The sequence below is a fragment of the Stenotrophomonas forensis genome, assembly GCF_028752115.1.
In the GTDB taxonomy this organism is placed as follows: domain Bacteria; phylum Pseudomonadota; class Gammaproteobacteria; order Xanthomonadales; family Xanthomonadaceae; genus Stenotrophomonas; species Stenotrophomonas forensis.
Map to the genome: position 1 here is coordinate 822,965 of NZ_CP082270.1, position 26,802 is coordinate 849,766.

General features: G+C 65.9%; 21 protein-coding genes and 5 tRNA genes. 22 read left to right on the plus strand and 4 right to left on the minus strand.

Features of this window, described 5'->3' with window-relative positions; genetic code table 11:
• Positions 1–33: 33 nt before the first annotated feature.
• The 3 genes from K5L94_RS03760 to hemA are packed head-to-tail and all read right to left on the minus strand — an operon-like array spanning position 34 to position 4,089.
• Positions 34–1,740: an O-linked N-acetylglucosamine transferase, SPINDLY family protein gene (locus tag K5L94_RS03760; protein WP_274512019.1), complete on the minus strand. Its 1,707-nt coding sequence runs from the start codon at positions 1,738–1,740 to the stop codon at positions 34–36.
• 5 nt (positions 1,741–1,745) lie between these two features.
• Entirely contained in the window at positions 1,746–2,828 is a 1,083-nt protein-coding gene (gene prfA, locus K5L94_RS03765; protein WP_274512020.1) for a peptide chain release factor 1, read from the minus strand.
• Positions 2,806–4,089 (minus strand): glutamyl-tRNA reductase, encoded by a 1,284-nt coding sequence (gene hemA, locus K5L94_RS03770; RefSeq protein ID WP_053448874.1) that lies wholly within the window; start codon positions 4,087–4,089, stop codon positions 2,806–2,808. The genes prfA and hemA overlap by 23 nt, the downstream gene beginning before the upstream one ends.
• A 63-nt stretch (positions 4,090–4,152) precedes the next feature.
• Here hemA and K5L94_RS03775 point away from each other — a divergent pair, with 63 nt between their 5' ends.
• From K5L94_RS03775 to ychF, 8 genes are all read left to right on the plus strand, one after another.
• A complete protein-coding gene (locus K5L94_RS03775) occupies positions 4,153–5,838 on the plus strand; it encodes a tetratricopeptide repeat protein (protein WP_187299798.1) in 1,686 nt (561 codons plus the stop codon).
• Entirely contained in the window at positions 5,835–6,494 is a 660-nt protein-coding gene (gene lolB, locus K5L94_RS03780) for a lipoprotein insertase outer membrane protein LolB (protein WP_053511510.1), read from the plus strand. Before K5L94_RS03775 ends, lolB begins: the two co-directional genes overlap by 4 nt.
• On the plus strand, positions 6,491–7,360 hold the full coding sequence (gene ispE, locus K5L94_RS03785) for a 4-(cytidine 5'-diphospho)-2-C-methyl-D-erythritol kinase (protein ID WP_274512021.1): 870 nt from the start codon (positions 6,491–6,493) through the stop codon (positions 7,358–7,360). The genes lolB and ispE overlap by 4 nt, the downstream gene beginning before the upstream one ends.
• An 11-nt stretch (positions 7,361–7,371) precedes the next feature.
• Positions 7,372–7,448: transfer RNA gene (locus tag K5L94_RS03790), tRNA-Gln, on the plus strand.
• Between the two features lie 140 nt (positions 7,449–7,588).
• On the plus strand, positions 7,589–8,548 hold the full coding sequence (locus tag K5L94_RS03795; protein ID WP_005415400.1) for a ribose-phosphate diphosphokinase: 960 nt from the start codon (positions 7,589–7,591) through the stop codon (positions 8,546–8,548).
• A gap of 109 nt (positions 8,549–8,657) precedes the next feature.
• Positions 8,658–9,275, plus strand: coding sequence for a 50S ribosomal protein L25/general stress protein Ctc (locus K5L94_RS03800; RefSeq protein WP_008268775.1), 618 nt, complete (start codon positions 8,658–8,660; stop codon positions 9,273–9,275).
• Between the two features lie 48 nt (positions 9,276–9,323).
• Positions 9,324–9,902 (plus strand): aminoacyl-tRNA hydrolase, encoded by a 579-nt coding sequence (gene pth / locus K5L94_RS03805; RefSeq protein ID WP_008268208.1) that lies wholly within the window; start codon positions 9,324–9,326, stop codon positions 9,900–9,902.
• Positions 9,903–10,053: 151 nt separating this feature from the next.
• Positions 10,054–11,145: a redox-regulated ATPase YchF gene (gene ychF / locus K5L94_RS03810; protein WP_274512022.1), complete on the plus strand. Its 1,092-nt coding sequence runs from the start codon at positions 10,054–10,056 to the stop codon at positions 11,143–11,145.
• Between the two features lie 506 nt (positions 11,146–11,651).
• Here the strand turns inward: ychF and K5L94_RS03815 are convergent.
• On the minus strand, positions 11,652–14,390 hold the full coding sequence (locus K5L94_RS03815) for a TonB-dependent receptor plug domain-containing protein (RefSeq protein WP_274512023.1): 2,739 nt from the start codon (positions 14,388–14,390) through the stop codon (positions 11,652–11,654).
• 170 nt (positions 14,391–14,560) lie between these two features.
• Here K5L94_RS03815 and K5L94_RS03820 point away from each other — a divergent pair, with 170 nt between their 5' ends.
• From K5L94_RS03820 to rpoB, 14 genes are all read left to right on the plus strand, one after another.
• Positions 14,561–15,580, plus strand: a complete 1,020-nt coding sequence (locus K5L94_RS03820; protein ID WP_274512024.1) for a cyanophycinase — start codon at positions 14,561–14,563, stop codon at positions 15,578–15,580.
• A 79-nt stretch (positions 15,581–15,659) separates the two neighbouring features.
• A complete protein-coding gene (locus K5L94_RS03825) occupies positions 15,660–16,676 on the plus strand; it encodes an isoaspartyl peptidase/L-asparaginase family protein (RefSeq protein ID WP_053448880.1) in 1,017 nt (338 codons plus the stop codon).
• Between the two features lie 137 nt (positions 16,677–16,813).
• A tRNA-Tyr gene (locus K5L94_RS03830) sits at positions 16,814–16,899 on the plus strand.
• Between the two features lie 24 nt (positions 16,900–16,923).
• Positions 16,924–16,997, plus strand: a tRNA-Gly gene (locus K5L94_RS03835).
• A gap of 49 nt (positions 16,998–17,046) precedes the next feature.
• Positions 17,047–17,122, plus strand: a tRNA-Thr gene (locus tag K5L94_RS03840).
• A 41-nt stretch (positions 17,123–17,163) separates the two neighbouring features.
• Positions 17,164–18,354 (plus strand): elongation factor Tu, encoded by a 1,191-nt coding sequence (gene tuf / locus K5L94_RS03845; RefSeq protein ID WP_004154360.1) that lies wholly within the window; start codon positions 17,164–17,166, stop codon positions 18,352–18,354.
• Positions 18,355–18,456: 102 nt separating this feature from the next.
• Positions 18,457–18,532, plus strand: a tRNA-Trp gene (locus K5L94_RS03850).
• 49 nt (positions 18,533–18,581) lie between these two features.
• Positions 18,582–18,995 carry a preprotein translocase subunit SecE gene (gene secE / locus K5L94_RS03855; protein ID WP_053448881.1) on the plus strand — a complete coding sequence of 138 codons (414 nt, stop codon included), beginning with the start codon at positions 18,582–18,584 and terminating at the stop codon, positions 18,993–18,995.
• A gap of 10 nt (positions 18,996–19,005) precedes the next feature.
• The gene (nusG, locus tag K5L94_RS03860) at positions 19,006–19,566 is read left to right on the plus strand and encodes a transcription termination/antitermination protein NusG (RefSeq protein WP_004154362.1); all 561 of its coding nucleotides are present in this window, start codon (positions 19,006–19,008) and stop codon (positions 19,564–19,566) included.
• Between the two features lie 284 nt (positions 19,567–19,850).
• The gene (gene rplK, locus K5L94_RS03865) at positions 19,851–20,279 is read left to right on the plus strand and encodes a 50S ribosomal protein L11 (RefSeq protein WP_004145248.1); all 429 of its coding nucleotides are present in this window, start codon (positions 19,851–19,853) and stop codon (positions 20,277–20,279) included.
• Positions 20,280–20,283: 4 nt separating this feature from the next.
• Positions 20,284–20,982 (plus strand): 50S ribosomal protein L1, encoded by a 699-nt coding sequence (gene rplA / locus K5L94_RS03870; RefSeq protein WP_004154350.1) that lies wholly within the window; start codon positions 20,284–20,286, stop codon positions 20,980–20,982.
• Between the two features lie 385 nt (positions 20,983–21,367).
• Positions 21,368–21,904 carry a 50S ribosomal protein L10 gene (gene rplJ, locus K5L94_RS03875; RefSeq protein ID WP_005408203.1) on the plus strand — a complete coding sequence of 179 codons (537 nt, stop codon included), beginning with the start codon at positions 21,368–21,370 and terminating at the stop codon, positions 21,902–21,904.
• Between the two features lie 63 nt (positions 21,905–21,967).
• On the plus strand, positions 21,968–22,336 hold the full coding sequence (rplL, locus tag K5L94_RS03880; protein WP_004154353.1) for a 50S ribosomal protein L7/L12: 369 nt from the start codon (positions 21,968–21,970) through the stop codon (positions 22,334–22,336).
• 308 nt (positions 22,337–22,644) lie between these two features.
• Positions 22,645–26,799 (plus strand): DNA-directed RNA polymerase subunit beta, encoded by a 4,155-nt coding sequence (gene rpoB / locus K5L94_RS03885; protein WP_004154354.1) that lies wholly within the window; start codon positions 22,645–22,647, stop codon positions 26,797–26,799.
• Positions 26,800–26,802 lie beyond the last annotated feature (3 nt).

Consider the following 26,802-nt stretch of genomic DNA (forward strand, 5'->3'; position numbering starts at 1 on the left):
GGGAAGGAAGCCCGAGCGTAGCGCAGGTGGTGCTCAGGTTCTGTCGACGCCGCGCCAGCCGTGCTCACCGGCCAGCCTCTGCAGCAGCGCTGACAGGTCGCGGGCGAAGCCGGCCATGTCGAACAGGCCGCTGTGTTCGCGTGCCTGCGCCAGCTCGGCGCGCAGCGCGGCCAGCGCCGCCGGGTCGTTGCCCAACGCACTGGCGGTGGCGATGAACGCTGCATCATCGGCGACGTTCATCCGGGCCAGGCCGAGGTGATGGTTGAGGCTGCCGGCCACCCGCGCGGCGAAGGTGTCGCCGGGGCAGGTCAGCACCGGGCAGCCGGCCCAGAGCGCATCGGAGGCGGTGGTGTGGGCGTTGTACGGATGCGTGTCGAGGAACAGATCGGCCAGCTGATAGCGGGCCAGGTACTGCGGATGCGGCAACTTGGCCATGAACACCAGGCGTGCCGGGTCCAGGCCCGCGTTCTGCGCAGCCGCCCGCAGCCGTGCATCGGCCTGGCCCGGGCCGGACAGCAGCCACAGCACGCTGCCAGGCACCGCCTGCAGTACGGCGAAGGCGCGGCCCATGCTGCGCGGGTTGAGCTTGTAGCTGTTGTTGAAGCAGCAGAACACCACGCCGCGTTCGGGCAGGCCGCACTCGGCACGCGTCGGTGCGGACTCCAGCACACGGGTGTTGTCCGAAGGCTGGAAGGCGCGCGGCAGGCGCAGCACGCGTTCGCTGTAGTGTGGTTCCAGTGATGGGGGAAGGGTGAAGTCATCACCGATCACTGCATCCATCCACGGCGCTCCGGACGTGCCCGGGTAGGCCAGCCAGTTCAGCTGCAGCGGGGCGGGGCGCATGGCCAGAACTTCCGGCGTGCCGCCGCCACCCCAGCCGCGCAGATCGAACAACAGGTCGATGCCTTGCCCGCGGATGCAGGTGGCAATGTCGGCATGACGCAGGCCGGCGACATCGTGCAGATGCGTCGCCGCCTGCAGTCGCCGGCGGATGCGGCTGCCATCGTCGCGGCTCAGCGCGAACAGATGCAGTTGCAGCGCAGGGTCATCGCGCAGCTGCTCGAACAGGGCCACGGTCAGCAGCCCGGTGGGATGGGCGCCGAATCCGTTGGAGAGGAAACCAACCCGCAGCGGGCCCTGGGTACGCACCGTTACCGGTGGCAGCGGTCGCACCGAAGCGGCTACCGCGGATGCACGCGCGCGCGCACAGGCCAGCTGCTCGGCGGCGGAAGCGTCTTCGCTGAGGAAGGCGAACGGTTCGACCACGCCTTGTCCGGAGGCAAGTGCACTGCGCACCTGCGCGGCCATTGCGTCCACGTCCTGCCAGTCACACAGGCGACGCTGCCAGGCCAGGCGTTGTGCGGCGATGTACGGCTCGGACGGCATCAGTGCGTGCGCGCGTCGATACGCCGCCGCCGCGCCTTCGGCATCATCGGCATCTTCCAGCGCGTGGCCCAGCCACAGCGCGATGCCCGGGTGCTGCGGTGCCAGGGCGGCAGCCTGGCCAAGCAGCGTCGCGGCGTCGGCATGCGCGCCGGCCATCCATGCCACGCGACCCAGGCGCGCCAGCGCTTCGGGATGGTTCGGGCGCAGCTGCAGCGCGCGTCGTGCGGCCTGCTCGCCGGCGGCGATGTCGCCGGCTTCCAGTTCCAGGTCGGCCAGCATCACCCAGGCGACGAAATCGCTGGGCTGGCGCGCGATCGCCTGTTGCAGGTGCTGCCGCTGCTGCCAGGCGGACATGCGACTCAGCCCGCCGACAGCTGGGCCAGGGCGTCGACCTGGTGTTCGTGGCTGAGCCGCTGCAGCAGCGTGTCGAGATCGCCGGCCAGGATGTTGGGAAGGTCGTACAGGGTCAGGCCTTCCACGCGGTGGTCGGTGATCCGCCCCTGCGGGAAGTTGTAGGTACGGATCCGCTGGCTGCGGTCACCACTGCCGACCTGCAGGCGCCGCGACTCGGCCTGCGCCGCGTCCTGGCGCTGGCGTTCGGCGTCGAGCAGCTGCGCCTTCAGGCGCTTCATCGCCTTGTCGCGGTTGGCGTGCTGGCTGCGTTCGGTCTGGCATTCCACCACCACGCCGGTCGGCACGTGGGTGATGCGGATGGCCGATTCGGTCTTGTTGACGTGCTGGCCACCGGCACCGGAGGAGCGGAAGGTGTCCACCTTCAGGTCGGCCGGGTTGATGACGATGTCATCGACTTCGTCGGCCTCGGGAATGATCGCCACGGTGGCGGCCGAGGTGTGGATGCGGCCCTGCGATTCGGTGGCCGGTACGCGCTGCACGCGGTGCGTGCCCGATTCGAATTTCAGGCGCGAGAACGCACCACGGCCGACCACGCGCGCCACCACTTCCTTGTAGCCGCCGTGTTCACCTGGGTTGTCCGATTCAATCTCGACCTTCCAGCCCTGGCGCTCGGCGTAGCGGGCGTACATGCGGAACAGGTCGCCGGCAAAGATCGCCGCTTCGTCGCCGCCGGTGCCAGCGCGCACTTCCAGGAACAGGTTGCCTTCGTCGCGCGGGTCGCGCGGTACCAGCAGCAGCGCCAGCTCCTGTTCCAGTTGCTGCAGGCGCGTCTGCGCGGCGGCGATTTCCTCGTCGGCCAGCTCGCGCAGGTCGGGGTCGGCGCGCATGCCTTCGGCGGCGGCCAGGTCGGCCTTGGCGCGGGCCTCATCGGCGAGTGCGCAAGCGACCGGTTCAAGTTGGGCGAATTCGCGCGAAAGGTCGCGGAAACGGGTGTTGTCGGCGACCACATCGGGTTCGGCGAGCAGGCGTTCCAGTTCTTCGCGGCGCTCGGCCAGCGCTTCCAGCTTACGGCGCAGGGTCGGCGTCATCGGGTCTCACGGGTGGGTGGCGGTAACCCGGCGTGGCCGGGAACAGGCGCTCGGCGGCGCGGGTCAGGTCGGCATCGCCGCTCAGCGCGGCGGCGCGCAGGGCAGCGGTCGGTGGATGCAGCAAGCGGTTGGTCAGGCCGTGGGCCAGCAGTTCCAGTACTTCGTCGGCCGGCTTGCCGTTGGCCAGCTGCTGGCGGGCGCGCTCCAGCAGCTCGGTGCGGGTGGCCTCGCCGAATGCGCGCAGCTGCCGCAGCGGTGCCTGGTGGGCGCTGGCCTGCTGGGTCTCGATGAAGCGCGATACCTGCAGGTCGATGATGGCTTCGGCCTCGGCGGCCGCCTCGCGGCGGCCACGGCGGTTGTCTTCCACCGCGCGTTCGAGGTCGTCGACGGTGTAGAGGAAGGCGTCATTGAGCGTGCCGACCTCGGCCTCGATGTCGCGCGGCACGGCTAGGTCGAACAGCAGCATCGGCTTGTGCCGGCGCGCGCGCAGGGCCTTGGCCACCATCTCGCGATGGATCACCGGTTCGCGTGCGGCGGTGGCCGAGAACACCACATCGGCCTCGCCCAGATGGCGGTCCAGTTCGGTCAGCGGCAGGGCCACCCCGCCATGGCGGGTGGCCAGTTCCTGCGCGTGGGCGAGGGTGCGGTTGGCGATCAGCAGCCGCCGTACCTTGCCTTCACTCAGGTGCCGCGCGGCCAGTTCGATGGTCTCGCCGGCACCGACCAGCAGCACGGTGGAATCGTCCAGGCGCGCGAACGCGTTCTGTGCCAGGCGCACCGCAGCCGACGCCACCGAGACGGGATTGGCGCCGACCTGGGTATCGGTGCGGGCGCGCTTGGCCACCGAGAAGGTCTGCTGGAACAGGCGGTCCAGGCGCTGGCCGAGCAGGCCGTGATCACGCGCGGTCGACCAGGCATCCTTCACCTGGCCCAGGATCTGTGGTTCGCCCAGCACCATCGAATCCAGCCCGGTGGCAACCCGGAACAGGTGGCGCACCGCATCGGCGTCGGCATGCTGGTACAGGTAACCCTGCAGGTCGCCGGCCTGGGCATGCAGCCACTGGTCCAGCGCCTGCGCCGAATCGGCCACGGCGTACAGCTCGGTGCGGTTGCAGGTGGACAGCAGCACTGCCTCGGCGATCTGCGGGGTATCGCGCAGCGAACCGAGCGCGCGCGGCAACGCCTCACCGGCGAAGGCCGCGCGCTCGCGCAGCTCTACCGGTGCGGTCTGGTGATTCAGTCCGAGCACCCACAGGGTCATTGTTCAGTTGCTTGCGATAAGCTGCTGGCCATTGGACGACATTTTAAGGCCCCGATGCCGACGATGCCCGCATTGATTCGCATCCCCAGTGTTCTGCTGCTGTCCCTGGCCTGCGGCCAGGCCCTGGCGGCGGTGCCGGCCAAGGCCCCCGTACGGGCCGCGGCCACTGAGGAACTGGCGCTGGAACCGGTGATGGCCGGTGAGTTCGCGCTGCAGGCCGGCAAGCTGGCCGAGGCCGCACGCGGGTACCTGCAGGCGGCCCAGCAGACCGACGGCGATGCCGGCCTGGCCGAGCGTGCCACCCGCATTTCCATGCTCGCCAACGACGATGCCAGCGCCGCCAAGGGCCTGGCCCTGTGGCAGCAGCGCGCGCCCAGCTCGCTGACCATGCGCAGTGCCGCTGGTGCGCTGGCCATGCGCCAGGGCGATGTGAAGGCCGCCCGCGCCGAGTTGCAGGCCCTGCTGGCCGACCCTGATGAACGTGGCTGGAAGTTCGCCCTGGCCGCGCTGATCGGCGGTGGCCGCGATCCGGCGGTGCCGGCGCAGGTGCTGGGGGAGCTGGTCGATGCCAACGCCATTCCGCCGAAGATCGAGGCCTGGCAGGAATTTGGCCGCCTGGCCCTGCGCATGGACAAGCCCGAGCTGGCGCGGCGCATGATCGACGAAGTGGTCAAGCGGTTCCCCGAGGAGCCGCGCGTGGCGCTGCTGCGCGCCAGCCAGCTGCAGCAGGCCGGCGAGACCGACAAGGCGTTGTCGCTGCTGCACGACGTCGAGCCGAAGACCCGCCAGGACCCGGAACTGCGCAACGCGGTGGCCATCGCCTACGACAGCCTCGGCCAGCCGTCCGCGGCCGAGCGCGTGCTGGCGTTCGGCCCGCAGGACGTGCAGACCTGGGGCATGCGCGCCTCGCTGCTGGCCAAGCAGGGTGACAAGGCCGCGCTGTCCAACCTGTACAACGAACTGTCGCGGCAGGCGGCGAAGCCGGACCCGGCGCAGCGCCTGCTGCTGGGCAAGATCGCCGAGTACCTGAAGCGCTATCCCGAGGCGGTGCAGTGGTACCACAGCGTGCCCGGTGGCGATGAGCTGAGCGAAGCGCGCCTGCGTGCGGCCAATGCGCAGGCGTTGGCCGGGCGCCTGCCGCTGGCGCTGGATGAAGTGCACGCGATCCAGTCCGACGCCGTGGTCGACGACGATGTGCGCCGCGATGCCTACCTGCTGGAGGCCGAGCTGCGCCAGCGCGCCGACGACAGTGCCGGTGAACTGGACGCGCTGGCCCGCGGCCTGGCCGCCTACCCGGATGACAACGGGCTGCTGTACGCCCGTGCGCTCACCTGGGAGCGTCGTGACGACATTCCGCGTGCCGAGGCTGACCTGCGCAAGATCCTGGTGACCGACCCGGAGAACGTGCCGGCACTGAACGCGCTGGGCTACACCCTGGCCGACCGTACCGGTCGTCTGCAGGAGGCGCTGGAACTTATCGACCGCGCCCGCGTGGCCGAGCCGGACAACGCGGCCATCGTCGACAGCTACGGCTGGGTGCTGTATCGCCTGGGCCGCAAGGAAGAGGCCCTGGTGCAGCTGCGCCGTGCCTGGACCCTGGCCAAGGACCCGGAGATCGCCGCCCATGTCGGTGAGGTGCTGTGGGTGCTGGGCAAGCATGACGAGGCCCGCCACTTCTTCGAGGAAGCGGCCAAGCTCGACCCTGAAAACCGCGCGCTGTTGCGCGCCCGCGAGAAATTCAATCCATGAGTGTTCCCTTTATCCGGCCGCTGCTGTTGGCGGCCGTGACCCTGGCGGTCAGCGCGTGCACGACGGTGGGCACGCAGAAGACGCCGGCCCCGGCCGTGGTCGAGACGGTGTCGGCCGAAGCGGCGCAGGCCGAGGCCGCGCGCGTGGCGGCGCTGCAGGCGCAGCCGGACTGGGCTTTCCAGGGCCGGGTCGCGGTCAGCAAGGGCAAGGACGGTGGCAGCGGTCGCATCGACTGGAAGCAGGACGGGCGCCGCTACGTGGTCGAGCTGAGCGCACCGGTGACCCGGCAGAGCTGGAAGCTGACCGGCGATACCCATTCCGAGGCCGGTCGCCTGGAAGGACTGGCCGGGGGGCCGCGTGATGGCGAGGACGCCCAGCAGCTGCTGCTGGAAGCGACCGGCTGGGACATCCCGGTCAACCAGTTGCCGGACTGGATCCGTGGCCTGGTGGCCGGCGATGCCGCCGGCCCGGAAAAGGTCGAGCGTGACGGTGAAGGCCGGCCGCGCCGCATGCAGCAGATGGGCTGGCAGGTGCAGTATCTGGACTGGTACCCGGCCGAGGGCGGACGCCCGGCGCTGCCGCGCCGGATCGAGGCCGGCAATGGCGACGCCAAGGTGCGCCTGCTGGTGGACCAGTGGGGACAGGGCGCACCATGAATGGTGCAGCCGACGACGCGGGCTGGTCCTGGTGGCCAGCCCCGGCCAAGCTGAACCTGTTCCTGCACATCACCGGCCGCCGGGCTGATGGCTACCACGAGCTGCAGACCGTGTTCCGCCTGCTGGACTGGGGGGACCGCATTGGCCTGCGCCTGCGTGAAGACGACCAGGTGCGTCGGCAGGGCGGCGGCCTGGCGGGCGTGGCCGAGGCCGATGACCTGGCGGTGCGTGCCGCCAGGTTGCTGAAAGAGGCGGCGAATGTCGCGCAAGGCGCGGACATCATCGTCGAAAAGCATGTTTCCGCCGGTGGCGGTTTCGGCGGTGGCTCGTCGGATGCGGCCACCGTACTGGTCGTGTTGAACCGGCTCTGGCAGGCCGGCCTGGACGAAGACGCGCTGGCCGCGCTGGGCCTGCGCCTGGGGGCTGACGTGCCGGTATTCGTGCGTGGCCGCAATGCCTGGGCCGAAGGGGTGGGGGAGCGGCTGCAGCCGATCACGCTGGCTCCGGCCTGGTATGTGGTGGTCGAGCCGGGCGTTCATGTTCCCACGCCGGCCCTTTTCGCAGACCCGGATTTGACGCGCGACAGCCCAGTGGCGAAAATAGAGGACTTCGCTTCCGGGACCCTGGTCGGGAACGCGTTCGAACCGGTGCTGCGCCGCCGTGAGCCTGCCGTCGAGGCCGCGCTCGCAGCGTTGAGCAGCATCGGCTCCGCGCGGCTGACCGGTTCGGGAAGTGGTTGTTTCGTCGAGTTCGCATCGCAGGCTGCCGCAGAGCAGGGACGGTCGAAGTTGCCGAAGGAGTTGCGGGCAAGGGTGGCAGCGGGCGTTGCGCGTTCGCCACTGCTGGATGCACTCGAGCAACACTGATTTATCAATGCAGGGGCGTCGCCAAGAGGCCCAAGGCACCAGGTTTTGATCCTGGCATTCGTAGGTTCGAATCCTACCGCCCCTGCCAATAGCGGCTGTGTCCGCGCCTTCCAGCGCATCGCCTGCGCGGGACGTGGAAACAACCGCGGTGTTGTCAGCAGCAAGGGTCCATGAGGGTCCTTGCCGACTCCGGATCCCCGCCACTCGTCCCCGCCCGAGACAATCATGATGCAAGAGTCCCCGAACCTGCTGGTCTTTTCCGGCAACGCCAACAAACGTCTGGCGCAGAACATCTGCAAGGAACTGGGGGTTCGCCCGGGCAAGGCGCTGGTCTCGCACTTCTCCGATGGTGAAGTGCAGGTGGAGATCGAAGAGAACGTCCGCAAGCAGGACGTGTTCGTGATCCAGCCGACCTGCGCGCCGAGCGCGGAAAACCTGATGGAACTGCTGGTGCTGATCGACGCGCTCAAGCGCGCATCGGTGGCCAGCGTGACCGCCGTGGTGCCGTACTTCGGCTACTCGCGCCAGGATCGCCGCATGCGTTCCTCGCGCGTGCCGATCACCGCCAAGCTGGCGGCCAAGATGTTCAGCACCGCTGGCGCTGATCGCGTGCTGACCGTCGACCTGCACGCCGACCAGATCCAGGGTTTCTTCGATATTCCGGTCGACAACGTGTACGCCTCTCCGCTGCTGCTGGCCGACATCTGGCGCGCCTACGGCACCGAGAACCTGATCGTCGTCTCGCCGGACGTGGGTGGCGTGGTCCGCGCCCGTGCGGTGGCCAAGCGCCTGGATGACGCCGACCTGGCGATCATCGACAAGCGCCGCCCGCGCGCCAACGTCTCCACCGTGATGAACATCATCGGTGACGTCGAAGGCAAGACCTGCGTGATGGTCGATGACATCGTCGATACCGCCGGCACCCTGTGCGCCGCTGCCGCTGCCCTCAAGGCGCGCGGTGCGCTCAAGGTCGCCGCCTACTGCACCCACGCGGTGCTGTCCGGCCCGGCGGTGGACAACATCACCAATTCCCAGCTCGACGAGCTGGTGGTGACCGACACCATCCCGCTGAAGGACGCCGCGCGGGTGTGCAGCAAGATCCGCCAGCTGAGCGTGGCGGAAATGCTGGCCGAAACGATGCGCCGCATCGCCTTCGGCGAGTCGGTCAGCTCGCTGTACGTCGATTGAGTTTTCGTCCCCGCCGGCAACGGTGGGGGCATGCCCCGGATGCTTCTGGTCGCGGAAGCATCTTCAACCGCCACGCCGCAAGGCGCGGCAACAACCTGAGTAGTCGAAAATGTCGAAGACCCATGAAATCAAGGTCACCAAGCGTGAACTGCAGCGTAAGGGTGCGAGCCGCCGCCTGCGTCACGCCGGTGTGATCCCGGCCATCGTGTACGGCGGCAACGCCGAGCCGGTCGCCATCAGCCTGGACCACAACGAAATCTGGCTGGCCCAGCAGAACGAGTGGTTCTATGCCTCGATCCTGGACCTGAACCTGGACGGCCAGGTGCAGAAGGTCCTGCTGCGTGACATGCAGCGCCACCCGTACAAGCAGCTGATCATGCACCTGGACTTCCAGCGCGTGAACGAGAACGAAGCCCTGACCGCTTCGGTCCCGCTGCACTTCATCAACGAAGACACCTCGCCGGCCGGCAAGGCTGCCGACGTCGTGGTCACCCACGAACTGAAGGAAGTGACCATCAGCTGCCTGCCGAAGGACCTGCCGGAGTCGATCGAAGTCGACCTGGCCGACCTGGCTGCTGGCGACGTGGTGTACCTGTCCAACATCAAGCTGCCGAAGGGCGTGGAAATCCCGGCCCTGGCGCTGGGCAAGGACCACGACGACGCGATCGTCACCGCCAAGCACGGCAAGGAAGACGCTGCCGACGCTGAAGCTCCGGCTGCCGAGTAATGCAGTGACGGTGCCTGCCTTCGGGCAGGCACCGTTCTGGAAGGAACCATGGCAGGACTGCGACTGATCGTCGGTCTGGGCAACCCCGGATCGGAACACGCCCGGACCCGGCACAATGCCGGGTTTCATTTCGTTGAGGCCCTGGCTGAAAAGGCCGGTGCGCGATGGAATGTGGACAGCAAGCTGTTCGGTGAGACCGCTAAGGTCGAGATCGCCGGGCAGACGGTGTGGCTGCTCAAGCCCGCCACCTTCATGAACCTCAGTGGCAAGTCGGTCACCGCCGCCCAGCGGTTCTGGAAGATCGAGCCGGAGGAAACCCTGCTGGCCCATGACGAACTGGACCTGGCGCCCGGCGTGGCGCGGCTGAAGTTCGACGGTGGCCATGGTGGCCAGAACGGCCTGCGCGACACCATCCGGTTGCTCGGCCACGGCAAGTTCCATCGCCTGCGCGTGGGCATCGGCCATCCCGGGCACAAGGACCGCGTGGTGGGTTGGGTGCTGGGACGCCCGTCCAAGGACGATGACGTGCTGATCGCACGCGCCATCGACGATGCCATCGACGTGATGCCGCTGGCGGTACAGGGTGATTTCAGCGAAGCGATGAAGCGGCTGCACACCCCGAAATAACCCGCTTTGGGTAGGTGCCAACCTTGGTTGGCACGCGTTTCACCCCCTTAGTCGCCAACCTTGGTTGGCGGATGTTCCAGACCGAGATGGATTGGCCAAGCAGCGCGCGCGCTGTTTCACCAATCACTTTCACCCCAGAGAGCTGTCACCCATGGGTATCAAATGCGGCATCGTCGGCCTGCCCAACGTCGGCAAGTCGACCCTGTTCAACGCGCTGACCAAGGCGGGCATCGCCGCGGCGAACTTCCCGTTCTGCACCATCGAACCGAACGTCGGCATCGTGCCGGTGCCGGACCCGCGCCTGAACGAACTGGCGGCGATCATCAACCCGCAGAAGGTCATTCCGACCGCGGTCGAGTTCGTCGACATCGCCGGCCTGGTGGCCGGTGCCGCCAGCGGTGAAGGCCTGGGCAACAAGTTCCTCGCCCATATCCGCGAAGTCGATGCGATCACCCACGTGGTGCGCTGCTTCGAGAACGCCGACGTCATCCACGTCAACAACAAGGTCGACCCGATCTCGGACATCGAAACCATCGATACCGAACTGGCCCTGGCCGACCTGGACAGCGTCGAGAAGGCGCTGAACCGCGCCGAGCGCGCCGCCAAGGGTGGCGACAAGGAAGCGGCGGCACGCAAGCCGGTGCTGGCCAAGCTGCAGGCCGCGCTGTCCGACGGCAAGTCCGGCCGTTCGGTCGGCCTGGACGAGGAAGAGAAGGCGCTGGTCCGTGACCTGTTCCTGCTGACCCTGAAGCCGGTGATGTACATCGCCAACGTGCTGGAAGATGGTTTCGAGAACAATCCGCACCTGGACGCCGTGCGCGCCCACGCTGCCGCCGAAGGCGCGCAGGTGGTGCCGGTGTCGGCGGCGATCGAAGAGGAGTTGTCCCAGCTCGACGACGAAGACCGCGACACCTTCCTGGCCGACCTCGGCCTGAGCGAGCCGGGCCTGAACCGCGTGATCAACGCGGCCTACAGCCTGCTCGGCCTGCAGACCTACTTCACTGCCGGCGCGAAGGAAGTCCGCGCGTGGACCGTGCGCAAGGGCGCCACCGCCCCGCAGGCCGCCGCGGTGATCCATACCGACTTCGAGAAGGGCTTCATCCGCGCTGAAACCATCGCGTATGACGACTTCATCAAGTACAAGGGCGAAGCTGGCGCCAAGGAAGCCGGTCGCCTGCGCCTGGAAGGCAAGGAATACCGCGTGCAGGAAGGCGACGTGCTGCACTTCCGCTTCAACGTCTGATCCAGCGGCATCGGATCGACGCCGGACGCCCCGCCTTGTGCGGGGCGTTTGCGTTTCCGGTATCGGTTTCGGGCGTGGACAAAAATTGACCATGCTCCGGAACGGCTGCGGTGCAAGGCTCGCACGCACTTGTCCACACCAAACCCCCACCGCTTTCCACGCCCAATGTGGAAAACCGTGGGGTCGGATCCCTTTCCGCAGGAAAGAGCTCCGACCCCGATCAGTGCGGTCGAATCGTGGACAAAAATTCACCGCGCCTCAAAACACCTGCGGCGCAATGCTCGCACCCACTTGTCCACATCAAGTTCCCATCGCTCTCCACGTCCCGTGTGGAAAACAATCACGGTGATGGATAAAAAATCACCACGCGTGGAAACGCCTGCACTGCAAGCCTCGCGGCCACTTGTCCACACCAAGTTCCCATCGCTTTCCACGCGCGGTGTGCATAAGAAACAAGGCCCGCCAATGGCGGGCCTTGTCGTCCACGTCCTGCAATGCGCCGTGCCTTACAGCGCGCTGCCACCAAACTTGTGGGTGTACTGCAGGTTGATCGTGCGGCCCACGCTGTCGAACCAGGACACGTCGTAGTACGGGTACGCGGTGTACGTGGCGTCCTTCGGCGGCATCTTGTTGAACACGTTGACCACCGACAGCGACAGGCGCGAATGGTCGTCGAAGCGGTACTGCAGCGACGCGTTGTAGCGGTAGGTCGCCTTCACGTACGGGCTGTCACCGCTGTCCCACTTGAACACCTGGTCGTAGTTGTCCGAGGTCGGCAGCTTGCCCAGGCGAGAGCCGTAGACCGTGGCCGACCAGGCGTCCTTCTCCCAGGTCACGCTCAGGCTGGTCTTGGTGCGCGGGATGTCGAAGCCGCTGTTGACCGCGAACTGGTCCAGGGTCGGGTCGCCCGGGTAGCGCTGGAAATCATGCTTCTTCACCCAGGTGTGGGTGCCGTTGAGGATGAAGTCGCCGACCCCGGTCTGCAGGCGGTAGCGCAGGCCCATGTCGATGCCGGAGGTGGACTCGCGGGCGACGTTGATTGGCGCCACGCGCACGCCATACAGGCGGCCGTCGCTGGTACGGGTGATGCGGTCGAGCGCGTCCACGCAGGTCGGCGAGTTGATGTCGGCGCTGCCCAGGCGGCAGTTCGCCTCGCTGGCCAGGATCGTGCGCACGTCCATGTCCTGCACCTGCTTGCGCATGTCGATGTCGAACCAGTCCACCGACAGGTCCAGGCCGATTGCCGGCGACCAGACGAAGCCGGCGCTCCACGAGGTGCTGGTTTCCGGATCCAGCTGGCGGTTGCCGGTGCGGCTGCGGATCAGGTTGCGCTCGTAATCCGAACAGTCGCTGGCGCCCTCGAGGCGGCAGCTGTACAGGTCTTCGGCGCTGGTCTCGTCGTTGCCCGGGCCGGCGAACACGTAGTGCAGGTCCGGTGCACGGAACGCGGTGCCATACGAACCACGCACCAGCAGGGTATCGATCGGGCGCCATTCCAGGCCGCCGCTCCAGGTGGCCTTGCCGATGGTATGGCCCGAATAGCGGTACTGGTCGTAGCGACCAGCCACGCTCAGGTTGACCGTCTCGTGCAGCGGCATGCGCAGCTCGGCCGCGGTGGCCCAGCGGTTGCGCGAACCCTGGCCGTCCGAATCTTTCCAGCTGTAGTAGTAGTACTGGGTGGCCAGCGGATCGGGATTCAGCGCGTAGGCCTGCTGGCCCACTTCCACGGTCGCGGCAAAGCCGGCATCGCCGCCCGGCAGGCCGAACAGGGCCGAGTTGGTCACGGTGAACGCGGCCGTCTCGGTGCGCGACTTCGGCGAATACGTGGTGCGTGCGGCGATCGAGTCGTACTCGGCGCGGGTCAGCGGCCGGTACAGGCGCGACGGGTCGGCGTTGTAGATCGGGAAGCCGTCATCGTCCACCCCCAGCTGCGGGCCGAGGAACAGGTCATTGGCCTTGGCGGCGATGATCTGCGCCCAGCTGATCCGCGACTGGTACTGGGAGTGGCTCAGCGCCGCCTCGTAGTCCCAGTTGCCGGCCAGGTTGCCCTTGAAGCCGGTGGTCACGCTGAAGGTCTTCTGCGTGCTGCGCACCATCGCGTTGCGCAGGCCGCCCATTTCCTCGGGCGAGAACTGGCGCTGCCAGAATTCGATTTCGCCGGTGGCCTGGTTGTTGAAGTAGCCCGACTCGTCACCGTTGGCATCCATCCGGCCCCACTTGGTGACGTCGCGCATCAGCGACATCGTGTGGTAACCCAGCTGCACGTCGGCGAACCACTGCTGGCCGTTGTCGAAGTCGTAGCTCAGCGACGCATAGCCATTGGCGCCGCGGCGCTTGCTGAGGATGGTGCCGTAGCCGATCGACGCGTCGCTGCCACAGTAGTAGCCGTACTTCGGGCGGAAGGCGCGGTAGGTGCTGCCCTGGTTCTGCCCGGCCAACGCCTCGCAGGTAGCGGCGCCCGGGTCCAGGTAGTCGTCGTTGTAGTCGGTGCGCAGGTAGGCGCGGCGCGCGATGCGCGAGCCCTCGGTGGGGCCGTCCTGGGTTGAATCCTGGATGTCGCGCTCATAGGCCCACAACGGGGTCTGCGATTGCAGCTCAACGCTGTACACGGCGTTGAAGTTGCCGCGGCTGAAGCCGCTGGCCAAGCTCATGTCGAACGACTCGCCACCGCCCTCGCTGGTAGTGCCCATGCGCATGTCGATCGTGGTGCCGTCGGCCTTCTTCTTCAGGATGAAGTTGACCACGCCGGCGATCGCGTCGGAGCCGTAGATGGCCGAAGCGCTGCCGGTCAGCACTTCGATGCGCTCGATCATGCCAAGCGGAATGTTGGAGACGTCGGTGAAGTTGCTGCGGCCCTTGAACGGCATCGGGAAGTCGGCGATGCGACGGCCATTGACCAGCACCAGCGTGTGGTTCGGGCCAAGGCCGCGCAGGTCCACCTGCTGGGCGCCCGGCGAGAAGTCGGCGCCGCTGGACGATTGCTGGCTCTGGGTCTCACCGCCGTTCTGGGTCATCGACCGCAGCACGTCCGGCACGGTGGTGAAGCCGCTGGAACGGATCTGCTCGGCGCTGATCACCGTGATCGGGGCGGGACCTTCCACCTGGGCGCGCGGAATGCGCGAACCGGTGACCTGCACCGCATCCAGTTGTTGAACCGAAGAGGAGGCCGGTGCCTGGGCCGCCGCGGAAGCAGCCACGCCCATCAACGCCAGCTGGATCGACCACGCCATCGCCTTTCTACGCATGAGGAATTCTCGAAAATGAAGCCGGCCCGCAGAGGAGGGGCCCTGTCCCCCATTCAGATTTCCGGAATGGGCGCGCGCATTTAACGCCTTTTTTATGTCCTTGACTACTGGCTTTCTATCTGGCAAAGAGTGAAAACGCTTGCAAGTCGATTTTGTTCAGGGAGATCAAGATGCGACGCCTCCTCCGCGCCCTGCGAGGGCCCCTCGTCTGGCTGGCCTGCCTGGTTCTGGCCTGGCCGCTCGCCACCCCGGCGCAGGATCTGCAGAGCCCCGGCTTCGCCTACTACGAAGTGGGGGACCTGGAGGCGCCGAGGCCCGGACCGCGCGCGCCGGCGATGATGCTGATGGGCGGCGGCGAATGGGTGCCGGAGGCATTCCAGTGGTGGCTCAGGCAGGCCGGCAACGGCCGCGTGTTGATTCTGCGTGCCTCCGGCCGCGACGAACTGCAGGACCGCCTGTACCGGGAGATCGGCGGTACCACCGCGGTGCAGACCCTGGTCTTCGACAGCCGCCGCGGCGCCGACGATCCGGCCGTGCTGCGGGTGGTTGCAGCGGCCGATGCCATCTTCATCGCCGGCGGTGACCAGTCGCGCTACATCCGTTTCTGGAAGGGCACCGCGCTCAACCGCGCGCTCAACGCCCACGTACGCGCGGGCAAGCCGATCGCCGGTACCAGCGCAGGCCTGGCCATCCTTGGCGGCTATGCCTATGGCGCGTTGGACGGAGGCAGCATCAGCTCCGCCGGTGCGTTGGCCGACCCGATGGGCAGCGCGGTCACCATGGACAGTGGCTTCCTGCAGATGCCCTACCTGCAGCGGGTGGTCACCGACACCCACTTCGACAAGCGCGATCGCCTTGGCCGCCTCATCGTGTTCGTGGCCCGTGCCGCGCAGGACAGTGGCGACCCCGACATCGTCGGTATCGGCGTCGACGAGGACACGGCGCTGTGCGTGGAGCCGGATGGCCAGGCCCAGGTCTATAGCGCCGACGGCGAGGGCAAGGTGTGGGTGGTCAGCCCCGGGCGTGATGCCGACCGCCTGGTCGAAGGCGAGCCGCTGCGGTTCCATGCCGTGCCGGTGACGGTGGTCGGCAGTGGCAGCCGCATGCGGCTGGATGACTTCGAGGCCGAGGCCGACTACCAGGCCGTGGCCGACGTCAGCGATGGAGAGATCGACGTCGTGCGCCAATGATGCTCCTTTCCGCTCGTGCTGGCCGCGGGCCGGCACGACCCCTGTAATCGCTTCTTTTGTCCTGCTGGAGACGTACCCGATGAAACTGCGTTTGGCGCTGTCCGCGCTGCTGTCCCTGCCCCTGCTTGCCCAGGCTGCACCGGCCACTTCGCCGCTGCTGGTCATCCATGGCGGCGCCGGTGTCGAGCGCAAGGATCTGTCGCCGGCCGAAGAGAAGGCCGCACGCGAAGCGCTGCGCGCCGCGCTGCTGAAGGGGCACGCCGAGCTGGCGGCCGGACGCCCGGCATTGGCCGCGGTCACCGCGGCGATCACCGTGCTGGAGGATGACCCGACCTTCAATGCCGGCAAGGGCGCGGTGTTCACCCATGACGGCCACAACGAGCTGGACGCAGCGGTAATGGATGGCGCAAGCCAGGCGGCAGGGGCTGTGGCCGGTGTGCAGCGGGTGCGCAACCCGATCCAGCTGGCGCAGACCGTGATGCAGAAGTCCAGGCACGTGATGATGGTCGGGCAGGGTGCCGAAGCCTTCGCAGTCGAGCAGGGCATCCCGCTGGTGGACCCGTCGTACTTCCGCACCGACAAGCGCTGGCAGCAGCTGCAGCGGGCGTTGAAGGAAGAGGCCAGCGGCCAGGCACATGCCGACCTGGAGACCGCGAAGCACTTTGGAACCGTGGGCGCGGTCGCGCTCGACGCGCAGGGGCACCTGGCCGCCGGCACCTCCACGGGCGGCATGACCAACAAGCGCTACGGACGCGTGGGCGACTCGCCGATCATCGGCGCCGGCACCTGGGCCGATGCCCGTTGCGCGGTGTCGGGCACCGGCTGGGGCGAGTACTACATCCGCACCGCCGCCGCGCATGAGATCTGCGCACGCATGCGCTACCAGGGGCAGACACCGGAGCAGGCCGGCAAGGGCGTGATCAACGAGGCGATTCCGCAGATGGGCGGCGACGGTGGTGCGATCGTGCTGGCCGCAGACGGAAAAATGGCCACGCCGTTCAACACCCAGGGCATGTATCGGGGCTGGATCGGCGCCGATGGTGTACCCCATGTCGCAATTTTCGCCAGCGAGACCCTGCCGGTCCCGGGGCAATAACCTTGCGTATCAATGGGTTTGCGACAACGTGTGAAAAAGATGGAAAAAAGCGTTGACAGGCCCCCATCCCATCAGCAGAATAAGCGGCTCACCACCACACACCGCAACGCTTCGGCGGCAACGGAATGGGGTGGTAAGGAGGGATACCCAAGCGGCCAACGGGGGCAGACTGTAAATCTGCTGGCTTACGCCTTCGGTGGTTCGAATCCACCTCCCTCCACCAGTTTCACGTTGTGACATTCCCGGCGCGGGAGTAGTTCAATGGTAGAACCTCAGCCTTCCAAGCTGATGGTGCGGGTTCGATTCCCGTCTCCCGCTCCATTGAATGAACTTTGAATATTATCGAGTTCATGTCATAATGCAAAACTCGGCTCACGTAGCTCAGTCGGTAGAGCACTTCCTTGGTAAGGAAGAGGTCGAAGGTTCGATTCCTTTCGTGAGCACCATCTTAAGCATCACCTCTCAGACGAATTCGAGATAAGCAGCCATGGCCAAGGGTAAGTTCGAGCGCACCAAGCCGCACGTCAATGTCGGCACCATCGGTCACGTCGACCACGGCAAGACCACGCTGACCGCCGCACTGACCAAGATTGGTGCCGAGCGCTTCGGTGGCGAGTTCAAGGACTACTCCTCGATCGACGCCGCGCCGGAAGAAAAGGCGCGTGGCATCACGATCTCGACCGCGCACGTCGAATACGAATCCCCGGTCCGTCACTACGCCCACGTCGATTGCCCGGGCCACGCTGACTACGTCAAGAACATGATCACCGGTGCCGCCCAGATGGACGGCGCGATCCTGGTGTGCTCGGCCGCTGACGGCCCGATGCCGCAGACCCGCGAGCACATCCTGCTGTCGCGTCAGGTCGGCGTGCCGTACATCGTCGTGTTCCTGAACAAGGCCGACATGGTTGACGACGCCGAGCTGCTCGAGCTGGTCGAGATGGAAGTGCGCGAGCTGCTGAGCAAGTACGACTTCCCGGGCGACGACACCCCGATCATCGCTGGTTCGGCCCGTCTGGCGCTGGAAGGCGACCAGAGCGACATCGGCGTGCCGGCCATCCTGAAGCTGGTCGACGCCCTGGACAGCTGGATCCCGGAGCCGGAGCGCGCAATCGACAAGCCGTTCCTGATGCCGGTGGAAGACGTGTTCTCGATCTCGGGCCGCGGCACCGTGGTGACCGGTCGTATCGAGCGCGGCGTGATCAAGGTTGGCGACGAAATCGAAATCGTCGGCATCCGTCCGGTGCAGAAGACCACCGTGACCGGCGTTGAAATGTTCCGCAAGCTGCTGGACCAGGGTCAGGCAGGCGACAACGCTGGCCTGCTGCTGCGCGGCACCAAGCGTGACGACGTCGAGCGTGGCCAGGTCCTGGCCAAGCCGGGTTCGATCAAGCCGCACACCAAGTTCGAAGGCGAAGTGTACGTCCTGTCGAAGGATGAAGGCGGCCGCCACACCCCGTTCTTCAACGGCTACCGTCCGCAGTTCTACTTCCGTACCACCGACATCACCGGCGCAGCTGCACTGCCGGAAGGCGTCGAAATGGTGATGCCGGGTGACAACGTCAAGATGGTCGTCACCCTGATCAACCCGGTGGCAATGGACGAAGGCCTGCGCTTCGCCATTCGCGAAGGCGGTCGTACCGTCGGCGCCGGCGTGGTCTCGAAGATCATCGAGTAAGCCTGCAGTACCGGTGGTTGCATAGCGCCGCCGGTTACGCGAATGGCGGGCCGGGAACCTCGGTCCGCCTTCGCCGTCTAAGGGAAGGCAAGTTTTAAACGTACGCCAGTAGCTCAATTGGCAGAGCAGCGGTCTCCAAAACCGCAGGTTGGGGGTTCGAGTCCCTCCTGGCGTGCCATCTGCCCACCTTATCCAGCGGCCTGGGCCGCTAAAGCAGACACAGCCGGATGAATAGCAAGATCGAACACTCCAAGGACAACTCCGCCCACGGTGGAGATATCGTCAAGTATGTCGCCGCATCGCTGCTGGTGCTGGCCGGTCTGTTCGTCTGGTTCTGGTTCTCCGCCGACTCCGGTCGCGCCGCCCAGCTGGGTGCGTGGGCGGGTCAGCTGCGTGCGTTGGCGGTCGTGGTCGGTCTGATTGGCGGTATCGGCGTGTTCATGCTGACCGGCAAGGGGCGCGACACCCGCGAATTCCTCTCCGAGTCGCGCTTCGAACTGCGCAAGGTGGTCTGGCCGACGCGCCAGGAAGCCATCCGCATGACGTGGGTCGTGATCGTCGTGGTGCTCATCCTCAGCCTGCTGCTGGGTGGCTTCGACTTCCTGATCCAGAAACTGACTCAGTGGTTCCTGAGCCGCTAAGGAGAATTGCATGAAGCGTTGGTACGTCGTTCACGCCTATTCGGGCTTCGAGAAGTCGGTGGCGCAGGCTCTGCGCGATCGCATCGTCCGTGACGGCATGGAAGAGCGCTTCGGCGACGTCCTGGTCCCGACCGAAGAAGTGGTCGAGATGCGCGCTGGCCAGAAGCGCCGTTCCGAGCGCAAGTTCTTCCCGGGTTACGTGCTGGTCCAGATCGAGACCCACGAAGAAGCCGGTATTCCGCGCATCGACAACGAAAGCTGGCACCTGGTCAAGGAGACCCCGCGCGTGATGGGCTTCATCGGCGGTACCGCCGATCGTCCGCTGCCGATCGCCGATTCCGAGGCCGAAGCCATCCTGAATCGCGTTCAGGAAGGTGTCGAGAAGCCGCGTCCGAAGGTGCTGTTCGAGCCGGGCCAGATGGTCCGCGTTACCGATGGCCCGTTCAACGATTTCAATGGCGTCGTCGAAGAGGTCAACTACGAGAAGAGCCGTCTGCGCGTCTCGGTGCTGATCTTCGGTCGTGCCACCCCGGTCGAGCTCGAGTTCGGCCAGGTCGAGAAGGCCGTCTGACCTGGCGTGTAGAGTCGAGCTTGCTCGACTTTCCGTTCAGTCGAGCAAGCTCGACTCTACAGCTGGAAACCGGGCTTGGCCCGGTTTCTTCCGTTTACGTGCCGCTTCAGGCATGTGAAGAAAAAACCTGATATAGTGCGCGGCTCCCCGCTGGGAAGCCAGCAGGACGAGGCCACCGCAAGGTGGCCTTCGGCATGATTTCAAAACGCGATGCCGGGACGCGTGATTCCCGGTCCGATGGGGAGCCTGTTGTCGAAAGGCGCTAGCACCCGGAGAGCACTCACATGGCAAAGAAAGTTGTCGGTTACATCAAGCTGCAGGTGAAGGCCGGTCAGGCCAACCCCTCGCCGCCGGTCGGTCCTGCGCTGGGTCAGCGTGGTCTGAACATCATGGAATTCTGCAAGGCGTTCAACGCTGCCACGCAGAAGCTCGAGCCGGGTCTGCCGGTTCCGGTGATCATCACGGCCTACTCGGACCGTACGTTCACCTTCATCACCAAGAGCACCCCGGCTACCACCCTGCTGAAGAAGGCCGCTGGCATCTCGTCGGGCTCCAAGCGCCCGAACACCGAGAAGGTCGGCAAGGTCACCCGTAAGCAGCTGGAAGAGATCGCCAAGGCGAAGGAACCGGATCTGACTGCCGCCGACCTGGACGCCGCCGTGCGTACCATCGCTGGCTCTGCCCGTTCCATGGGCCTCGTGGTGGAGGGTTAATAAGATGGCACAGACCAAGCGTGAGAAGGCCATCAAGGCCGCCGTCGTTCCGGGCAAGGCATACGCCTTCGAGGACGCGATCAACATCCTGAAGAGCGCCACCAAGGCCAAGTTCGTCGAGTCGATCGACGTTGCCGTGCGCCTGGGCGTCGATGCGAAGAAGTCCGACCAGCAGGTCCGTGGCTCCACCGTGCTGCCGGCCGGTACCGGCAAGTCGGTCCGCGTCGCCGTGTTCGCTCCGGCCGGTGCCAAGGCTGACGAAGCCCTGGCCGCTGGCGCCGAAGCCGTCGGCATGGATGACCTGGCCGAGAAGATGCAGGCCGGCGATCTGAACTACGACGTCGTCATCGCGACCCCGGACGCCATGCGCGTCGTCGGTAAGCTGGGCACCGTGCTGGGCCCGCGCGGCCTGATGCCGAACCCGAAGGTCGGCACCGTTTCCCCGAACCCGGGTGAAGCCGTGAAGAACGCCAAGTCGGGTCAGGTCCGTTACCGCACCGACAAGGCCGGCATCATCCACTGCACCATCGGCAAGGCCGACTTCGCCGAAGACGCGCTGAAGTCGAACCTGACCGCGCTGCTGCTGGACCTGATCAAGGCCAAGCCGGCTACCTCGAAGGGCACCTACCTGCAGAAGGTTTCGGTCAGCTCGACGATGGGCCCGGGCGTCACCGTCGACCAGTCGTCGCTGACCCTGAAGTAATTGTTTGAAGCGGTCACGGTGCCCAGGGTGCCGTGACCGTGACATTTGAAGGCATCGCTGGCAGTGCATCGCCCGCGGTAGCCGTCAAAGACCGCAGGCGCGGTCGTGGCAATACCGGCGACGGGCACGGAAGCTCGATCTGGCAAGGAGTCGCCGCCGGAGCAGTCATGAGCGCTTAATCGATTCCCCGGAATCACCCTGCGTAGATGGTGCCCTTCTGGAGTTTTTCTGGTTCACGCATGTCTGGGATTTCCCTGATTGCCTCCAGGTCTGGAACGGCCCACCCCCCCGGAACATCATCCCGATGTTCCCGGCGTCCAGGACGGATGCCGCACAGGACCGCACACGGCAGGAGCCGTAAGCGGAGTTCAATAGGAGGAGTGCAATGGCTCTCAATCTGTCCCAGAAGCAAGAAGTAGTCGCCGAGCTGGCAGACGTCGCCGCCAAGGCCCACTCCTTGATCGCAGCCGAATACGCTGGCACCACGGTCGCCCAGATGACCGCGATGCGCAAGCAGGCTCGTGAAACCGGTGTTTTCTTGAAGGTTGTCAAGAACACCCTGGCTTCGCGCGCCGTTGAAGGCACCGAGTTCGCAGTCGCCCAGGACCAGATGGTTGGTCCGCTGCTGTACGCGTTCTCGCTCGAGGAGCCCGGCGCTGCCGGTCGCCTGATCAAGGAAGCCGCCAAGGGCAACGACAAGCTGAAGGCTAAGGTCGTCGCCATCGGTGGCGAAGTGTTCCCGGCAAGCCACGTCGACGTGCTGGCCTCGCTGCCGACCCGCGATCAGGCCCTGGCCATGCTGGCCCGCGTCCTGACCGAGCCGGTCACGATGTTTGCCCGCGCCATCAAGGCCGTTGGCGAGAAGCAGGGTGGTGGCGATGTCGCCGCCGACGCTGCCGAGCCGGCCGCCGAGACCGCCTGAGTTTCGACTTACCGTGGTTCCTGACGGAACCTCAACCCAGAAAATCATCCAAAGGTATTAATCATGTCCCTTACCAACGAACAGATCGTCGACGCCATCGCCGAGAAGTCCCTGATGGAAGTGATGGAGCTGGTCAAGGCCATCGAAGAAAAGTTCGGCGTCTCCGCCGCCGCTCCGGTTGCCGTGGCTGCTGCCGCTGGCCCGGCCGCTGCTGTTGAAGAGCAGACCGAGTTCGTCGTCACCCTGAAGTCGGCCGGCGACAAGAAGGTCGAAGTCATCAAGGCCGTCCGCGCCATCACCGGCCTGGGCCTGAAGGAAGCGAAGGACCTGGCCGAAGCCGGCGGCGTCCTGAAGGACAACGCTTCGAAGGACGAAGCCGAGAAGATGAAGAAGGACCTGGAAGCTGCTGGCGCGACTGTCGAAGTCAAGTAAGCACTTCCTTTGCATCGTCATCGATTCACGGCGATGCAGCCAAGGCTGGGGGCGTAAGCCCCCGGCCTTTGGTCGTTTCATGCAATACCGGTTGTAACTGCGGCAAAAAGCCCAACACGGGCTGCGGTCAGACCCCGGCAGGCCAGCGCACGGCGCGGCGGCAGGGGAGTGGATGCAGACGAGTTGGCAGTTGGAAGTAGCGGGAGAAGGCGTGCTGGTGCCGGCAATACCAGCGACTTCCAACTGACAATTTCAAGTTCCCTTCAGGGTCGTGGACGCACGGCCCGCACAACAAGGTGGAAGACCTCATGACGTCCTATTCGTTCACCGAAAAAAAGCGTATCCGCAAGGATTTCGGCAAGCAGCGCTCGATCCTCGAAGTGCCGTTCCTGCTCGCCATCCAGGTGGATTCCTATCGTGAATTCCTGCAGGAAAACGTCGATCCGGCCAAGCGCACGGACCACGGCCTGCACGCTGCGCTGAAGTCGGTCTTCCCGATCGCCAGCTACAGCGGCAATGCCGCCCTGGAATACGTCGGCTACAAGCTGGGCGAACCGGTGTTCGACGAGCGCGAGTGCCGCCAGCGTGGCATGAGCTACGGCGCCCCGCTGCGCGTGACCGTGCGCCTGGTGATCTACGACCGTGAGTCGTCGACCAAGGCCATCAAGTACGTGAAGGAGCAGGAGGTCTATCTGGGCGAAATCCCGCTGATGACCGAGAACGGCACCTTCATCGTCAACGGCACCGAGCGCGTCATCGTCTCGCAGCTGCACCGCTCGCCGGGCGTGTTCTTCGACCACGACCGTGGCAAGACCCACAGCTCGGGCAAGCTGCTGTACAGCGCCCGCATCATTCCTTACCGCGGTTCCTGGCTGGACTTCGAGTTCGACCCGAAGGACGCGCTGTTCACCCGTATCGACCGCCGCCGCAAGTTGCCGGTGTCGATCCTGCTGCGCGCGCTTGGCTACAGCAACGAAGAGATGCTGGCCGAGTTCTTCGAGATCAACACCTTCCACATCAACCCGGATGAAGGCGTCCAGCTGGAGCTGGTGCCCGAGCGCCTGCGTGGCGAAACCCTGGGCTTCGACCTCGCCGACGGCGACAAGGTCATCGTGGAAGCCGGCAAGCGCATCACCGCGCGCCACATCAAGCAGCTGGAAGCCTCGGGCATCGCTGCCCTGGCCGTGCCGGACGACTACATCGTCGGCCGCATCCTGTCGCACGACGTGGTCGATGCCTCGACCGGCGAACTGCTGGCCCAGGCCAACGACGAAATCACCGACGAGCAGCTGCAGAGCTTCCGCAAGGCCGGTGTCGATGCCGTGGGCACCCTGTGGGTGAACGACCTGGATCGTGGCCCGTACCTGTCCAACACCCTGCGCATCGACCCGACCAAGACCCAGCTGGAAGCCCTGGTCGAGATCTACCGCATGATGCGTCCGGGCGAGCCGCCGACCAAGGATGCCGCGCAGAACCTGTTCCACAACCTGTTCTTCACCTTCGAGCGCTACGACCTGTCCGCGGTCGGCCGCATGAAGTTCAACCGTCGCGTGGGCCGCAAGGAAACCACCGGCGAAGCCGTGCTGTACGACCGCAAGTACTACGGCGAGCGCAACGACGAAGAGTCCAAGCGCCTGGTCGCCGCCCACGGCGACAGCTCCGACATCCTGGACGTGATCAAGGTCCTGACCGAGATCCGCAACGGTCGCGGCGTGGTCGATGACATCGACCACCTGGGCAACCGTCGCGTGCGTTCGGTCGGCGAAATGGCCGAGAACGTGTTCCGCGTGGGCCTGGTCCGCGTCGAGCGCGCGGTCAAGGAGCGCCTGTCGATGGCCGAGTCCGAAGGCCTGACCCCGCAGGAACTGATCAACGCCAAGCCGGTCGCCGCTGCCATCAAGGAGTTCTTCGGCTCCTCGCAGCTGTCGCAGTTCATGGACCAGAACAACCCGCTGTCGGAAGTCACGCACAAGCGTCGCGTCTCGGCCCTGGGCCCGGGCGGCCTGACCCGTGAGCGCGCCGGCTTCGAAGTGCGCGACGTGCACCCGACCCATTACGGCCGCGTCTGCACCATCGAAACGCCGGAAGGCCCGAACATCGGCCTGATCAACTCGCTGGCCGTGTACGCCCGCACCAACCAGTACGGTTTCCTCGAGACCCCGTACCGCAAGGTCGTGGACGGCAAGGTCTACGACGAAGTCGAGTTCCTGTCGGCCATCGAAGAAAACGAGTACGTCATTGCGCAGGCCAACGCGCTGACCAATGCCGACAGCGTGCTGACCGAGCAGTTCGTTCCGTGCCGCTTCCAGGGCGAATCGCTGCTGAAGCCGCCGGCGGAAGTCCACTTCATGGACGTCTCGCCGATGCAGACCGTGTCGATCGCGGCCGCGCTGGTTCCGTTCCTGGAGCACGATGACGCGAACCGTGCACTGATGGGCGCCAACATGCAGCGTCAGGCCGTGCCGACCCTGCGTGCGCAGAAGCCGCTGGTCGGTACCGGCATCGAGCGCGCCGTGGCGCGTGACTCCGGTGTGACCGTGAACGCCCGCCGTGGTGGCGAGATCGTGCAGATCGACGCAGCCCGCATCGTGGTCAAGGTCAACGAGGAAGAGATCGTTGGCGCCACCGATGCAGGCGTGGACATCTACAACCTGGTGAAGTACACCCGTTCGAACCAGAACACCTGCATCAACCAGCGTCCGCTGGTCCAGGTGGGCGACGTCATCGCCCGCGGCGACGTGCTGGCCGACGGTCCGTCCACCGACATCGGCGAACTGGCCCTGGGCCAGAACATGCTGATCGCGTTCATGCCGTGGAACGGCTACAACTTCGAAGACTCCATCCTGCTCTCCGAGCGCGTGGTGGAAGAGGATCGCTACACCACGATCCACATCGAAGAGCTGACCTGTGTTGCGCGTGATACCAAGCTGGGGCCGGAGGAAATCTCCGCCGACATCCCGAACGTCTCCGAGCAGGCGCTGAACCGCCTGGACGAGAGCGGCGTGGTGTACATCGGTGCCGAAGTCCGCGCCGGCGACATCATGGTCGGCAAGGTCACCCCGAAGGGCGAAAGCCAGCTGACCCCGGAAGAGAAGCTGCTGCGCGCGATCTTCGGCGAGAAGGCTTCGGACGTTAAGGACAGCTCGCTGCGCGTTCCGCCGGGCATGGACGGCACCGTCATCGACGTGCAGGTCTTCACCCGCGACGGCATCGAGAAGGACAAGCGCGCCCGCCAGATCGAAGAGTCTGAAATCAAGCGCGTCAAGAAGGACTTCGACGACCAGTTCCGCATCCTGGAAGCCGCCATCTACATGCGTCTGCGTTCGCAGATCGTGGGCAAGGTGGTCAACGGCGGTGCTGGCCTGAAGAAGGGCGACGTCATCAGCGACGCGTTCCTGGACGGCCTGAAGAAGGCTGACTGGTTCGCGCTGCGCATGAAGGACGAGGACGCCTCGGAAGCCATCGAACGCGCGCAGAAGCAGATCCAGGCGCACGAGAAGGAATTCGAGCGTCGCTTCGCCGACAAGCGCGGCAAGATCACTGCCGGTGACGACCTCGCTCCGGGCGTGCTGAAGATGGTCAAGGTGTTCCTGGCCGTGAAGCGCCGCATCCAGCCGGGCGACAAGATGGCAGGCCGCCACGGCAACAAGGGTGTGGTCTCCAACGTGGTGCCGGTCGAGGACATGCCGTACATGGCCTCGGGCGAAACCGTGGACATCGTGCTGAACCCGCTGGGCGTGCCGTCGCGTATGAACATCGGCCAGATCCTGGAAGTGCACCTGGGCTGGGCCGCCAAGGGGCTGGGCCGCAAGATCCAGGCGATGATGGAAGCCCAGGCGGCCGTTGCCGACCTGCGCAAGTTCCTGGACGACATCTACAACCACGACGACACCAACGTGGCCAACCGTGTCGACCTGTCGCAGTTCAGCGACGAGGAACTGCTGCGCCTGGCCCGCAACCTGACCGACGGCGTGCCGATGGCCACCCCGGTCTTCGACGGCGCCACCGAAGCGGAAATCAAGCGCATGCTGGAACTGGCCGACCTGCCGAGCAGTGGCCAGACCCAGCTGTACGACGGCCGCACCGGTGAAGCCTTCGATCGCCACACCACCGTCGGTTACATGCACTACCTGAAGCTGAACCACCTGGTCGACGACAAGATGCACGCCCGTTCGACCGGTCCGTACTCGCTCGTCACCCAGCAGCCGCTGGGCGGCAAGGCGCAGTTCGGCGGCCAGCGCTTCGGTGAAATGGAAGTCTGGGCGCTGGAAGCCTACGGCGCGGCCTACACCCTGCAGGAAATGCTGACGGTGAAGTCCGATGACGTGCAGGGCCGCAACCAGATGTACAAGAACATCGTCGACGGTGAGCACGAGATGGTCGCGGGCATGCCGGAATCCTTCAACGTGCTCGTGAAGGAAATCCGCTCGCTGGCCATCAACATGGAACTGGAAGACAACTGATCC

Bases quoted from the DNA above. Each gene is read 5' to 3' on its own strand.
- K5L94_RS03815 (WP_274512023.1), bottom strand. From the start codon at position 14,390: ATGCGTAGAAAGGCGATGGCGTGGTCGATCCAGCTGGCGTTGATGGGC.
- K5L94_RS03825 (WP_053448880.1), top strand. From the start codon at position 15,660: ATGAAACTGCGTTTGGCGCTGTCCGCGCTGCTGTCCCTGCCCCTGCTT.
- rpoB (WP_004154354.1), top strand. From the start codon at position 22,645: ATGACGTCCTATTCGTTCACCGAAAAAAAGCGTATCCGCAAGGATTTC.
- hemA (WP_053448874.1), bottom strand. From the start codon at position 4,089: ATGACCCTGTGGGTGCTCGGACTGAATCACCAGACCGCACCGGTAGAG.
- ychF (WP_274512022.1), top strand. From the start codon at position 10,054: ATGGGTATCAAATGCGGCATCGTCGGCCTGCCCAACGTCGGCAAGTCG.
- prfA (WP_274512020.1), bottom strand. From the start codon at position 2,828: ATGACGCCGACCCTGCGCCGTAAGCTGGAAGCGCTGGCCGAGCGCCGC.
- K5L94_RS03795 (WP_005415400.1), top strand. From the start codon at position 7,589: ATGCAAGAGTCCCCGAACCTGCTGGTCTTTTCCGGCAACGCCAACAAA.
- rplA (WP_004154350.1), top strand. From the start codon at position 20,284: ATGGCACAGACCAAGCGTGAGAAGGCCATCAAGGCCGCCGTCGTTCCG.
- pth (WP_008268208.1), top strand. From the start codon at position 9,324: ATGGCAGGACTGCGACTGATCGTCGGTCTGGGCAACCCCGGATCGGAA.
- lolB (WP_053511510.1), top strand. From the start codon at position 5,835: ATGAGTGTTCCCTTTATCCGGCCGCTGCTGTTGGCGGCCGTGACCCTG.
- K5L94_RS03800 (WP_008268775.1), top strand. From the start codon at position 8,658: ATGTCGAAGACCCATGAAATCAAGGTCACCAAGCGTGAACTGCAGCGT.
- K5L94_RS03775 (WP_187299798.1), top strand. From the start codon at position 4,153: ATGCCCGCATTGATTCGCATCCCCAGTGTTCTGCTGCTGTCCCTGGCC.
- rplK (WP_004145248.1), top strand. From the start codon at position 19,851: ATGGCAAAGAAAGTTGTCGGTTACATCAAGCTGCAGGTGAAGGCCGGT.
- K5L94_RS03820 (WP_274512024.1), top strand. From the start codon at position 14,561: ATGCGACGCCTCCTCCGCGCCCTGCGAGGGCCCCTCGTCTGGCTGGCC.
- secE (WP_053448881.1), top strand. From the start codon at position 18,582: ATGAATAGCAAGATCGAACACTCCAAGGACAACTCCGCCCACGGTGGA.
- rplL (WP_004154353.1), top strand. From the start codon at position 21,968: ATGTCCCTTACCAACGAACAGATCGTCGACGCCATCGCCGAGAAGTCC.
- ispE (WP_274512021.1), top strand. From the start codon at position 6,491: ATGAATGGTGCAGCCGACGACGCGGGCTGGTCCTGGTGGCCAGCCCCG.
- tuf (WP_004154360.1), top strand. From the start codon at position 17,164: ATGGCCAAGGGTAAGTTCGAGCGCACCAAGCCGCACGTCAATGTCGGC.
- K5L94_RS03760 (WP_274512019.1), bottom strand. From the start codon at position 1,740: ATGTCCGCCTGGCAGCAGCGGCAGCACCTGCAACAGGCGATCGCGCGC.
- nusG (WP_004154362.1), top strand. From the start codon at position 19,006: ATGAAGCGTTGGTACGTCGTTCACGCCTATTCGGGCTTCGAGAAGTCG.
- rplJ (WP_005408203.1), top strand. From the start codon at position 21,368: ATGGCTCTCAATCTGTCCCAGAAGCAAGAAGTAGTCGCCGAGCTGGCA.